At 40.0% G+C, this 12757-nt stretch carries 13 protein-coding genes; 5 read left to right on the forward strand and 8 right to left on the reverse strand.

What is annotated here, in order from left to right; all coding sequences use genetic code 11:
• Positions 1 to 8: 8 nt before the first annotated feature.
• Genes HMPREF2961_RS10305 through HMPREF2961_RS10315 form a run of 3 tightly spaced genes read right to left on the reverse strand, consistent with a single transcriptional unit; the run spans position 9 to position 1461 of the window.
• Entirely contained in the window at positions 9 to 413 is a 405-nt protein-coding gene (locus HMPREF2961_RS10305) for an LPXTG cell wall anchor domain-containing protein (protein ID WP_002315813.1), read from the reverse strand.
• 4 nt (positions 414 to 417) lie between these two features.
• Complete coding sequence (locus HMPREF2961_RS10310) at positions 418 to 1029, reverse strand: hypothetical protein (RefSeq protein WP_070704738.1); 612 nt, start codon at positions 1027 to 1029, stop codon at positions 418 to 420.
• Positions 1030 to 1065: 36 nt separating this feature from the next.
• Positions 1066 to 1461, reverse strand: a complete 396-nt coding sequence (locus HMPREF2961_RS10315; RefSeq protein WP_202401275.1) for a hypothetical protein — start codon at positions 1459 to 1461, stop codon at positions 1066 to 1068.
• 381 nt (positions 1462 to 1842) lie between these two features.
• Here HMPREF2961_RS10315 and HMPREF2961_RS15435 point away from each other — a divergent pair, with 381 nt between their 5' ends.
• Positions 1843 to 2010, forward strand: coding sequence for a hypothetical protein (locus HMPREF2961_RS15435; protein ID WP_154017557.1), 168 nt, complete (start codon positions 1843 to 1845; stop codon positions 2008 to 2010).
• Here HMPREF2961_RS15435 and HMPREF2961_RS10320 read toward each other — a convergent pair.
• Positions 1990 to 2514: a mycothiol transferase gene (locus HMPREF2961_RS10320; RefSeq protein WP_002315810.1), complete on the reverse strand. Its 525-nt coding sequence runs from the start codon at positions 2512 to 2514 to the stop codon at positions 1990 to 1992. The two genes, HMPREF2961_RS15435 and HMPREF2961_RS10320, sit on opposite strands and share 21 nt — an antisense overlap.
• 284 nt (positions 2515 to 2798) lie before the next feature.
• On the opposite strand from HMPREF2961_RS10320, the gene scm reads away from it, so the two are divergent.
• Positions 2799 to 4727 (forward strand): collagen-binding MSCRAMM adhesin Scm, encoded by a 1929-nt coding sequence (gene scm, locus HMPREF2961_RS10325; protein ID WP_070704744.1) that lies wholly within the window; start codon positions 2799 to 2801, stop codon positions 4725 to 4727.
• A 153-nt stretch (positions 4728 to 4880) separates the two neighbouring features.
• Here the strand turns inward: scm and HMPREF2961_RS10330 are convergent, their stop codons facing one another.
• From HMPREF2961_RS10330 to HMPREF2961_RS10345, 4 genes are all read right to left on the reverse strand, one after another.
• Positions 4881 to 5867: a polyprenyl synthetase family protein gene (locus tag HMPREF2961_RS10330; RefSeq protein ID WP_070704741.1), complete on the reverse strand. Its 987-nt coding sequence runs from the start codon at positions 5865 to 5867 to the stop codon at positions 4881 to 4883.
• A gap of 22 nt (positions 5868 to 5889) precedes the next feature.
• Positions 5890 to 6456, reverse strand: coding sequence for a Gx transporter family protein (locus tag HMPREF2961_RS10335; protein WP_042957083.1), 567 nt, complete (start codon positions 6454 to 6456; stop codon positions 5890 to 5892).
• A gap of 13 nt (positions 6457 to 6469) precedes the next feature.
• The gene (locus HMPREF2961_RS10340; protein WP_002315806.1) at positions 6470 to 6886 is read right to left on the reverse strand and encodes a NusG domain II-containing protein; all 417 of its coding nucleotides are present in this window, start codon (positions 6884 to 6886) and stop codon (positions 6470 to 6472) included.
• Between the two features lie 454 nt (positions 6887 to 7340).
• The gene (locus HMPREF2961_RS10345; protein WP_002315805.1) at positions 7341 to 9275 is read right to left on the reverse strand and encodes an NAD(P)/FAD-dependent oxidoreductase; all 1935 of its coding nucleotides are present in this window, start codon (positions 9273 to 9275) and stop codon (positions 7341 to 7343) included.
• Between the two features lie 301 nt (positions 9276 to 9576).
• On the opposite strand from HMPREF2961_RS10345, the gene pplA reads away from it, so the two are divergent.
• The 3 genes from pplA to menA all read left to right on the forward strand — a co-directional run bounded on the left by pplA (position 9577) and on the right by menA (position 12671).
• Positions 9577 to 10512: an extracellular electron transfer flavoprotein PplA gene (gene pplA / locus HMPREF2961_RS10350; RefSeq protein WP_002307821.1), complete on the forward strand. Its 936-nt coding sequence runs from the start codon at positions 9577 to 9579 to the stop codon at positions 10510 to 10512.
• An 89-nt stretch (positions 10513 to 10601) separates the two neighbouring features.
• On the forward strand, positions 10602 to 11705 hold the full coding sequence (locus HMPREF2961_RS10355; RefSeq protein WP_025477335.1) for an FAD:protein FMN transferase: 1104 nt from the start codon (positions 10602 to 10604) through the stop codon (positions 11703 to 11705).
• A 12-nt stretch (positions 11706 to 11717) separates the two neighbouring features.
• Positions 11718 to 12671, forward strand: a complete 954-nt coding sequence (menA, locus tag HMPREF2961_RS10360) for a 1,4-dihydroxy-2-naphthoate polyprenyltransferase (RefSeq protein WP_002315803.1) — start codon at positions 11718 to 11720, stop codon at positions 12669 to 12671.
• Positions 12672 to 12757 lie beyond the last annotated feature (86 nt).

Raw genomic sequence — 12757 nt, forward strand, 5'->3', positions numbered from 1 at the left:
ACGCTTGTCTAAACATCTGTGTCTCCAGGCAAGGCTTTTTTACTTAATAAAGAAAGAGAACCGAGGAGAAGCAGCACACCTGCTGCCGTTACCCACCTGCTTGTTCTTACAGCATTCGTCTGAGGCAGATTGCCTTTAGTGTCGCTAGAACCGGATGTTCCTGACGTATCTCCACCGGTACTTTTTCCCGAATCAGTTGCGGAATCCGCAGTTGAGCCTGTATCAGGCCCAGCACTTGATCCTGTTCCAGGATCTGTACTTGGACCTGTTCCAGGTTCCGTTGGTTTTTCTGAATAGATCAGTCCGCTAACTTCGATCGTGCTTTCTTTTTCTGCTGCATCTGCCAAACCGCTTATTGATAGACAGATAACCCCCAGAAGGAAAAACAGCGGAAGGATCCCTGTTTTTTTCATTTTTTTATACCCCTATTGCTTCAAATTGCAAGACAAGCTCATATTTAGGGTTGATGGCTTCCCCAAATTGGAAATTCGCTCCGACGCTACCAGAGAAAGTAAACTCTGTGACATCGTTTTGGTTCGGCAATGTCACTAACTCGCGTGGAAATTGCGGAGCAGTCGTTGGGTTGACTAAAGAGATAGATGTACTGCTGCTGACACTATCCATGTTCAACACTAATTCCGGCACTTTGTCTGCATCTTGCCCTTTGATGAAATTGCCCACAGAGACTTTCACGCCTTTTGTCGAATTGTTTCTGATTTGATAGATTGGTGCTACGACCTTACCCTCTGTCGCATCTGTTTGTCCGAACAAGACTTTTGTCGGGATCGATACATCGATCCAATCGACTGGATCCGTTGGCCCAGGTCCTGGTCCTGGATCAGTTGGGTCCCACTCTTTAAAAGTGCCTTCTGCTGGGATCGTTGCGTTATCTTGTTTTTGGACTGATTCGTAAACCGTATTCGGATCAGGTTCGCCACCCACCCATGTATAAGCGCTTACCGTTTGCCCGATTGCCGCACTGCTTACTAATGCAAGTGCCGGCAACAACATTTTTCTTGAGACTCTCATTTCTTTTCCTCCTAAAAAATATATATTTGCTATCAGTTAACTTTCAACTGTTAACTTTCCAACGACAGAAGATGTTCCGACTACATTCTTTTCGGAATCCAAAAATTGGACCGTACTGATCGTTTTGTATGTTCCTTTAGCTACTTTACGCAACAGTTTGCCTTCACTTACATATTGTTCTGGCTGGATCACTCCAGAAATGTAGATTTCATCGTCTTCTCCTTCGATATAAGTTGTCACTTCGATGGCGTATTCATTACTGGGCGGGTTTTGGATATTGACTGACCCAGGTTTGTCAGAGGTATCAAAATGCATCGTCGTATCCAACTTCAGCCGAACATAATCTTCGTCTGCTTGATCTTGCAGAAAATCACGCAACTCTTCTTCTGACATGTCCTTGATAAATGATTGATCGCCGCTATTCAAATTCATGATCACTTCCGGCTCTTTCCAGAAATGGTCATAGACAAAAAAGCCACCGAGTGCAACTACCAGTACTACTAGGGAAGCGATGATCTTTTTTTGTGTCGTTTGACCAGAATATCTTCCTCCTTTGCCGTTTTTTATCGATAGAACTTTTCTGTTTTTTCTATAAAAACAAATGGCTCTGTTTTTGTTTTTCCATAATGTTTTTATCGATAAAACTGCCTACCTGCTAATACTTTATCAGACTAAGAACACACCCTCAGAACAGTTTTTTCCTTTTATAGAAATATGTGGATGACCAGAAAAGTGAAATAAACTTCCTTCTTATTGGATTATTTATTAGGACGAAATAGTAACCGATTACAATAAAAAATGGAGGGATTTGAAATGAAAAAGAGAAAATCACGTTTACTGACGGCTTCACTACTATTTAGTACATTCCTTACTACTATACAGATCGTGGATGCCAATCAACTGAAATCAAAAAAGAACTTGCGACTTGTTTTTGTCGTAAGTTCTTTTTTATTTAGTGCCTTAGTCTTTCAATCCCAATAAACGTCTCGCATAGATCACCTGACCAGAGTGCATGGCAGCGTCATCAATAATAGAAACGAGACGCATCCCACGTGTGACTGGTGGTGTCCAGTTCTCGTCAATTACTTCATCTAGTTCGGAAGGTTCTAACCCTCTTAAATAAGAAATAGCAGAATCAGAAGCAGCCCGCAAGTATCCTAGCAAGACTTCTACTTGATTAGCTTGGATCTGTTTTGCTTGTTCCAGACTGTGCTTCCAAACTTGTTCGTCATCTGCTATCGTCATCGGAAACCGGCTTTCCCAATCTTGGCTGTGCCAAATTGGAGAGGTACTGGCTAAATCAGCAATCTGGAAATCCAATTCTCGAGCGGTATGCCAAGCCAGCCAAGTCATTGATTTGATTTGCGGAGCTCTGTCTTCCACTGGAAAACGGTTGGCCTCCTCAATAGAGACGCCTTCAAACAAGCGTTCAAATCGCTCGTATGCTCGGTCCACACTCTCGCATAACATATCTAAATAATTCATCTGTTTTCCTCCTTTTTATTTATCCTACTTGCTTTTTCCTAACTCTAGGATTTCTACTTATATGTTACTACACCCCCTCACTTTTTACACTTTCCAGTCACTAGCATGATCGTTTGGAGATTGAAAGAGAAAGATATTCTCTATTTTCCACTTGAACAAAAATCAACAAAATGAATGATTCATTAATATTGTTTAAATAAATAATGATTTTTTAAACGAACAGTTTAAGCTTAGGAAAAAAAGAGTATAATAGGAAAATGTTTGAAATGAAAGGAAGGGAAAAGATGAAAAAAAGGGTAAGTTTATTAGTATTAGCTGCTTTATTGTTCAACATCTTTTCGTATGGTGTGGCTGTTTCAGCGGAAACATATATTCCTAAAGATCCTGGGAATGTTTATAATGATTTAACTGGTAATTATGGTTTGCTGGGAATTGCTAGTCAATTCCATGTATTTGCCAAAAACAAGACAACGGTTAATGCCCATACAGACGGAAATATAGCAACACATGAACTGGATGCAAATAATAATTTTGGGACAGAGCTTCATGAAGGCTTATTGAACCAAGAGATCAATTATATACAAAAAACTGATTCTTTCATTAATTCTTCTGGAATCCCTACTGGCGACACAAGAGTAAATAAATTTGTCGTTGGTAGTAATGTGGATGTAGCATTACAAGATGGACGTCCTACGGTTAATGGAGCAAGGCTTGATCACTTAACTCCAGATGATTTCTATAAAGATCGTGATGGAAACGAATATATTGATTTCGAGCAAGAGTTTGCTAGATTGAATGTAGCAGCAAATGACCTTGCAACTGCCACTCCAGTTAAAACATATACTGCTGCGGATTTTCCAGACATGAATAATCGAACCATTGACTTGACTGGTTTATCAGATTCTGGATTTTTATTGGTAAATATCGACGCAGAAGTGTTAACGATGAATACGCCACTTCAAATCATTAATCCAAGTGATCAAGTAGTCGTATTTAATGTCATCAACAGTTCTTCTGCATTGAACGTACAGTCACCAATCAAATACAATGATCGTTCCAATCATGAAACAGAAGATTTTTCGGATGCGAATATCTCTTGGAATTTCGGAAATGAGATGACTGATTTGACAATCAGTGCTCCTTTTCAGGGTACGATCCTTGCGCCTAATGCCACTATTCACATTACTCAAAACCAAGACGGAACGATTATAGGGACAAATGTGATTTTAGATGCGGCTACCAATCGTTGGGATCCTAACGAAATATTTATCAGCGACAATGGTACAGGCGGTACAGATACCACGACCACAAGTGATAGCACAGATACAACGTCCACAAGTGATAGTACTGACACAACGACTTCAAGTGATAGCTCGGATACAACGTCCACAAGTGATAGTACTGACACAACGACTACAAGTGACAGCACAGATACAACTACAACAAGTGATAGTACAGATACAACTACAACAAGTGATAGTACCGACACAACAACTACAAGCGATAGCTCGGATACAACGTCCACAAGTGATAGTACTGACACAACGACTTCAAGTGATAGCTCGGATACAACGTCCACAAGTGATAGTACTGACACAACAACTTCAAGTGATAGCACGGATACAACTCGAACAACAAGTGATAGTACTGATACAACGACTACAAGCGATAGCACAGATACAACGACTACAAGCGATAGTACCGACACAACTGCTTCAAGCGATAGCACAGATCCAACTACCACAAGTAATAGTACTGACACAACAACTTCAAGTGATAGCACGGATACAACTCGAACAACAAGTGATAGTACTGATACAACGACTACAAGCGATAGCACGGATTCTACTACCACTTCAAGTGACAGTACCGATACGACAACTACCACATCAAGTGATGGTACAGGTACAACGACTACAAGCGATAGCTCAGATACTACTCGAACAATAAGTGACAGTACCGATACGGCAGATACAACATTTATCACAAGTGATAGTCGTCATGCAAGTGTCTCTTTCCCAAGAACAAGTTCGGATAACAAGACGAACGTCAACTTAACTAATAAAACAAGCGATGATCATTTAAACAAATCAAAAAAAGTACTTCCTAAAACTGGAAGTCAATCAAATAATTGGATAACAGTCGCAGGCGTTATATTACTTGTAATCGGTTTAAGAATCACTTTCATGAGTCATAAGAAGTCGAAAAGATAAAAAAATGATCCGAGATAAAAAATAAAGGGCAACGTCAGTTAGCGACGTTGCTCTTTATTTTTGCTTGTTAACATCAAAAAATCCATTTCAAGTGATCCAAAACACGCAGATTTCATCCTTAGGAATTTATCCACGTGTTGCACCAAATTCTATTCAGTCTTTGCGGTCTAGAATCAATTGAGTAAGGGAAAAAAGATTTTCTCTCGTTCGAAGAGAGGTGTCAGGTAATTTCTTAATTTCTTTCAACGCCCTTTCGGTGTAGGCTGCTGCTAATTTCTTGGCTTCTCCCACACCTCCTGTACGTTCAACGATTTTGCGTACGGCTTCAACATCTTTTTCTGTCATTTCCGTTTTCTTCTCTAAATAAGGCAGTAAAGTCTGTTTGTTTTTTTGCAAAGAATAGATCAATGGCAAAGAATAGACTCCTTGACGCATGTCTTCTAGTACAGGTTTCCCGATTTCCTGACTCTCTTTTGTATAATCCAAAATATCATCGATAATCTGGAAGGCCATCCCGATAGAAAGTCCGATATCTCCTGCTTTTTTTGCGAAACGCTCGCTTGTTCCACTTTCAAAAGCGCCAACAGAACAACTTAGTTGGAACAATTCAGCTGTCTTACCTGAGATATTCTCCAAATATTCTTTTATAGAAAGTTCATAATTATAGCGATCATCCATCTGCCCTAATTCGCCATTCAATACTTTTTCCATACTGCGAGAATTCAATTGAAGACTTTTCAGGGAAGTCGAGTAATCAGACAATAGTTTAAAACAGCAGACGAATAAATAATCTCCTGCATAGACAGAAACGACATTCCCAAACTGACTACGGATATTAGGCTGACCACGCCGCAGATCTGCTTCATCAACGATATCATCATGAATCAGTGTGGCCGTATGGAGCATTTCGATGGAAGCTGCCAAAGCGATGGCTTTGTCCCGGTCTTGCTCTGGTCCAAATTGTGAGAACAGTAGCTGATAGGCAGGTCGCAACAGTTTTCCGCCGGCATGGATCGTTTCTTTGATTGCTTGTTCGACAGGTTTGTTTTTCAGACGGACAGTTTCTTCCATCCGTTTTAGTGTTTCTGTCAATTCTTTACTTAAAGCAGGATAGTTTTCCCACATTGGATGTAGCTTCATAAAAAAACTCCTTGTGTGACGATTATTTTTTAGTAAACATCGGGCTCCATTGTTGTTTGGTTCCCTGCTCATAATCTTTTTGGAATCGTTGCAGTGTCTGCACATGTCGTAAAAGATAATTCGCCGCGATCCCGATAGCGATTCCTGACAAGATTCCTAAAACGGAAAGGACTGGCAAGTACAGCATGACTGTCCATGATTGCGCAATGAAAGAGGCCATCAAAAGCTGACCGACATTATGCATGAACCCGCCGGCCGCACTGATTCCGATGATACTGACACGTTTGGGACCTAATTGCTTGACCAATAACATCCCAAAATAACTAAGCAGCGCACCGCTCATACTATAAAGGAACGTAGAAATCGTTCCACCTAGCAAGGTAGTCAGAAATAGTCGCAGCCACAATAACAAGAAGCTGTCCCTTTTTTTCATGGTAAAAATCGCAACGATCGTGATCAGGTTGGCTAATCCCAGTTTTGCCCCAGGCGCAAAAGCAAAAGGATAAGGGATCATATTTTCCAGTAAGCCAATGATCACTCCTTGTGCAACAAGTAGCGAAATATAAATCATTTTTTGTAATTTGCTCATGGTGTGTGAAGGTCTAATAAATCAGACTGTCTTCGTCACCCCCATCTGTTGATCGGACCTCGATCACTAATTTATGTGGTAAACAAACAATGGTTTCGCCATTTTTCGTTGCCCAGCCTCGACGTACGCAGATCTGGTCATCGCAATCTGCTTCTTTTATCCGTACTCGATCGCCATCTATCTCGATTAAGTTATAATCTCCGTGTTTATCTTTGTAAGTATATGTGTAGCTCTTTTCTCCAGCCATCAAAGGGAATGTTTTGATTTCTGTGCCATCCACACGCAGTACCGCTTCTTTTTCTGCTGTTGCGGTGTTTTGCTGAAGACCAAAAATCATGACTGGTAAAAAAGAAAGAACAGTCAAAAGAAAAATTATAAAAACATCCCAAGGTTTGAGCAGACTTTTTTCAGCAAATTCTTTAAGGCTCATTTTTGTTCTCCTTTTTCCAGATTAACTCACCCAATTTTAGCATAAAAACAAGAGGTTGTGACACCTGTGACTTGCTTTGAGTAATAAGAACGAAGAGTAGGAAACAGCTTTCCATGTTTTCTGATTCTTTGGACTTATTACCGAAAAGCAGCAGGTGGAACACCGTTTATATCAAGAGGTTGTGACAGAATTGGGCAGCTTCAAGAAATAAGAAGGAATTTATGAAAATTGCTTCTCAAATTTTTGTGAAATTTCGTCTTATTTCCGAAGAAGCTACTTCTGGAATACCGTTTATCAGAGGTTGTGACACCTGCGTCTTGCTTTAAGCGTGGAGGCTTATCTCGGGCATCTTATTCCTTTATTTTACATAAAAAGGAGGCTGCGACGGTTTGCCTCAGCCCCTTTCTATTGAAATCTTGCATTCAAGTAACGTTGTTCATTTATTTTTATCTATTTATTTCTTGCCGTATTGGGCACTTGGTCTACCGTACCACCAATTGCCTAGTGTACGTTGTAGCCATGGAATCACCCAGCGATCCAAACCAATCGCACGACCGGAACCGTTCATCAATGCGAAAGCAACAAAAATGAACCAAATGTTTACCCAGTAAAACATACCTGATAAACAGAACGTGATCACTAATACGATCGTTGTCGCACTGCATAGCCATGTGAATAATCCAGCAATCAATGCTAATGCCAAGGCAATTTCAAAGAATACCATGAATTTCTGGAAGAACATTGCTACATCATTATTTGGCATGATCACTTGCATGATCTTTGTGAACCAGTCTGGTGACTTCTCAATCACAGCCATTGGTTCTTCTCCGTATGCATAACTCAAACCGAAATGTGCAGCATGAGTCGCTGCTTCTCCGGCACTTGCCCCTGCTCCGCTAGCAGCTGTCGTTGCGTCTCCAGCAGCAGAAGCACCACTGGCAACATCTGTTACGTTATATTCCCATGTCCAAGGGAATACGCTGTTTCCAGTGAACCATGATCCTTCACCAAACCAAGTACTTGGTTTGAACACTTCACCATTCCCAATGATTTTTTTAGAAGCTTCAACGAACCAAACTAAACCATAGAAAATACGAAGTGGCACACTCCATAAAACGTTGCCGTAACGAGAAGAATGTCCTCGAGTCACGTTGCGATCGTCTTTGATATGGAAAAACTCATGCATTAAATATTGGAACATATAATAACCAGAACGAATATCAAAGAAGTATTTCAAATTCACGATATGTTTCATTACGATAGCTAAAAATCCACTTAGATGAATCTTATCAAATAGGTTAGCTACCCCCCATTTAGCACCAATAGAAACCATAAATCCTTGATAGTTTCCTTTAAATTTATGCTTTTCTCCGCCTTTGATCGAAGCCACGATATTCGCTGCGGCTGTGTGTCCTGTTTGTTCAGCAGCTTGGACGATTTGCGGTGTCGGTGTTCCTGGAAACTCTTCATAAAAGACTAAATCACCGATGATATAGATGTTTTTATCTTCGTAGCCTTTTGCCTGCATGTATTCATTGGCGATCAACCGCTGTCCCCGTGCTGCTTCTAATCCAAAGTCAGCAGCGTCAGAAGTTCCTTTAACACCAGCTGTCCAAATCAGTGTGTGGGTCGGAATGTTGCGTCCGTCCTTCAGCTTGATATGATCCGCAGCCACTTCTACGATTGGTGCGTTCAATAATAATTCTACATTGTGCTTACGCAAATAGCGTTCAGCTTTTGCAGCATCATTTCGGTCTAACATATTCAAGATCGTCGGCATTGCCTCTACGACCATTAGTGTGATCTCGTTTGGATCTAACTTATAATCTTTGGCTAAGCGATTTTTCCAGTCGATCAGTTCCCCAATCATTTCAATACCGGTAAACCCAGAACCACAGACAACGAAAGTCAGCATGGCTTTACGCAACTCATCATTTGGTTCCAATGCAGCTTTTGCTACTGTTTTCTCAATATGTTCACGAATCCTTACAGAGTCTTCAAATGACCAAAGAGTGAATCCGTGTGCTTTGACACCAGGTGTACCAAAGTCATTCGGCTCTCCGCCCATTCCAAGGATCAGCTGATCAAAAGGATAGGAACCTAATTTGGTCTTGACGATTTTCTGTTCTTTATCGATACCGACTACAGTGTCTGTGACAAGCTGTACATTCTTTTGACGAGCAAACAAATGCTGCAGATCGTATTGGATTGCTTCTGGTTCTACACGTCCGCCAGCTACTTCATGCAACTCGGTCATCATAGTATGGTACGAATGACGATCGATCAGAGTAATTGCTACATCTTCTTTTTTCAGTTTCTTTGCCAAGTATTTTGTAGCTGAAACACCGGCATATCCTGCTCCTACAACGACAATATTTTGCTTTGCCATTGATCATCCGCTCCTTATAGACTATCTATATAATGAATATATGATAATTCTTTTAGTTTGATACTTATTACACAATCTCCATATATTATATAGATGTTCTGTTCTTTTGTCTAACTCCTTTTGGATTTTTTTCAAATTTTAAAATAAAGCGTTTTTTCACGAAATTTGCTGAAAGAAAACGTTTGAAATATTACATGGGTTATTTATCGAAAATAGTTGACTTATAGGCTAAAAAGATTAGAATGTATAATGAATCACAAAGAAAAATTGTGGACTAAAAATGGAATGGTGGGGTATTAAAATGAAGAAAAAACGTTTTGTAACTGGATTTGCCGTGTTAGCATTTTCAGCTCTAGTGTTAGGCGCTTGCGGCGCAGATGACAACGGAAGTTCAAATTCTTCTTCTGAATCATCTACAGCACAATCTTCGACTGCAAAAAGCACAACAGAATCATCTGCAAAAGTTGTTGCTGGCGGAGACTTGCAAGACGGCACATATAAATTAGAAGAAAAAAATTATTCAAATGGTTACCGCGCAGTCTTTGAAATGGTTGTAAAAGACGGCAAAATCACTGAATCAAAATATGATAACGTCAATGAAAACGGCGAATCTAAAACAAAAGATGCAGAATACAACAAAAACATGGAAGCTAAATCTGGCACAAATCCAGAAAAATACATTCCTGAGTTGAATGACCAATTCTTAAAAGCACAAAGCGCAAGCGGTGTGGAAGTCGTAACTGGAGCTACTCACTCATCTGAAAGCTTCCAAAACTACGCACAACAATTGATCCAAGCTGCTCAAGCTGGTAACACAGATACAATCGAAATCGACAATGGTGCTGATTTGAAAGACGGCACTTACAAGCTAGAAGAAAAGAACTACTCTAACGGCTACCGTGTGCAATTCGAAATGACAGTTGCTGGCGGCAAAGTAACTGAATCAAACTTTGATTATATCGACAAAGACGGTAAATCAAAACAAGATGATACAGAATACAATGAAAACATGAAAGCCAAAAGCGGGACAGAACCAAAAACTTACATCCCTACTCTTAACGATGAATTCGTCAAAGCAATGGGTGAAGAAGACGGCTCACCAGCTGATGTAGAAGTTGTTACAGGTGCTACACACAGCTCACATTCATTCATCATGTACGCACAACAATTAGTGAATGCAGCTGAAAAAGGCGACACTCAAACAATCGAAGTAGATAATATCGTAACAGAAAAATAATCACATAATCATACGAATAAAAGTTGGAGGGTGGGACGATAGCCAGGTTAGGCAGTCGTCTCACCTTTCAAAATGAAGAGAGGAAAACAATGCGGAAAAAACTACTATTTTCCTTAATCACACTGAGCATCTCTTTTATGATGCTAACTGGCTGCACTAACTCAACAAAAAATACAACCACTGAAAGTTCAGCATCTACCAAGATCTTAAAAGATCCGTACTCTGATGAACAGTTCTTGTTAGGGACTTACGTTCGTATCCGTGTGTATGATGAAGGCAAAGAATCAGCATTGAAACCTGCCTTTGATCGAGTAAAAGAACTTGGTGATAAAATCACGATCAATCAAAAAGGTTCCGAGATCGATGAAGTGAATGAACAAGCTGGTATCAAACCAGTAAAAGTTTCTGACGACGTCTACACGTTAGTAAAACGAGCCTATGAATACAGCCAAGATTCTCAAGGCGGATTCGATATGGCAATTGGTGCGATCACTCAATTATGGCGAATCGGTTTTGATGACGCCAGAAAACCTTCACAAGAAGAAATCGATCAGGCATTGAAATTAGTGGATTATCATAAGATCGAACTAAATGACAAAGAAAAAACGGTCTATCTAAAAGAAAAAGGGATGATCATCGACTTAGGTGCAATCGCCAAAGGCTACATTACGGACGAAGTAGTAAAAGTCTTGAAAAAACAAGGTGTGACTACTGCTATCGTTGACTTAGGTGGGAATGTCTATGTCTTAGGACACAGCCCAAGAGGCGAAAATCAAGACTGGACAGTTGGCATCCAAGATCCAAATATGGCTCGTGGCTCTGTTCTAGGTTCTATCAAAGAACGGAACAAAACGTTAGTTACTTCTGGAATTTACGAGCGCTATTTAGAAGTAGATGGCAAAAAATACCATCATTTGTTCGATCCAAAAACGGGTTACCCGTTCGACAACGATATCGCAAGTGTCACGATCATAACAGATAAATCGATCGATGGTGATGGTCTGTCTACAGCAGTCTTTTCAATGGGTGTGAAAAAAGGTCTGGAATATGTCGAAAGCGAATTGAACAATGGGACGGAAGCAATCTTCGTAACGAAAGATGATAAAGTATATGTGACCGATCCAATTAAAGACACTTTCAAATTATCTGAGGATTCCCATTACACGATGGGTGACCGTTCTGAATTAAAATAAGGAGCACGAACCATGACACTAAAAATCTTTTTAGAAGTAGTTGAAATACGAACAAAGGTGGCTAGTGTATTTCCTTTTGCGGTAGGGGTATTATTCTCTATCGCTTTTTTTCACGAGATACATTGGCTAAACACTTTTTTATTTTTTATTGGGATGCTAGTTTTTGATTTAGCGACTACCGCGATCAATAATTACATGGATTATGAAAAAGCTCATTCTGAAGTATATAAGTATGAAGAAAACGTCATTGGTCGCAGAAATCTATCCCCTGTATTGATCCGAAACATGATTTTAGCGATGATCGCATTTGTTTTTGTTATTGGCATTATTTTAACGATCAATACGGGTTGGCTTTTGCTTTTGATGGGATTTATCTGTTGTTTTATCGGAGTATTCTATACATTCGGTCCCATTCCCTTGTCTCGAATGCCTTTAGGGGAAATCTTCAGCGGGGTGACTATGGGACTTGGGATTTTTGCCATGGTCGTTTATGTCAATACATTCGGTTCGGATGTCTATGATCTGACGATCAACTTTTCATCCGGGCAATTTGCTTTGGTAGGAAACCTTTGGGCTATAGCAGCAATTGTCTTAGCCTCTTTACCCCTGGTGTTTACGATTGCCAATATCATGTTAGCTAATAATTTGCGAGATCTTGACCGCGATATTGAAAATCATCGCTATACACTGGTTTTTTATATCGGACGCCCAGCAGGAACAGTCTTATTCCAGCTATTGATGTATGCTTGCTATTTTGTGATTTTGATGGGATTGTTGAGTGGTATCTATGAATGGCCGATCTTAGTCACCTTCTTGACTTTTCCAATTGTGAAGAAGCATTTAGATCAATTCAAGCAAACATTACCCCAACCTATCAGTTTCAGCTATTCCATCAAAAATATGGTCTTATTCAATGCTAGCTATGTATTGGGTTTATTACTAACGATCGTTGTACAAGCCATTTAACGACTTGAAGAGGTTGTGACAGAAGTAGTCAGCTTCAAGAAATAAGAAGGAGTTTACGAAAATTGCTTCTCAAATTTTTGTGAAAT

It is taken from the genome of Enterococcus sp. HMSC076E04 (genome assembly GCF_001814285.1).
Classification (GTDB): Bacteria; Bacillota; Bacilli; order Lactobacillales; family Enterococcaceae; genus Enterococcus_B; species Enterococcus_B lactis.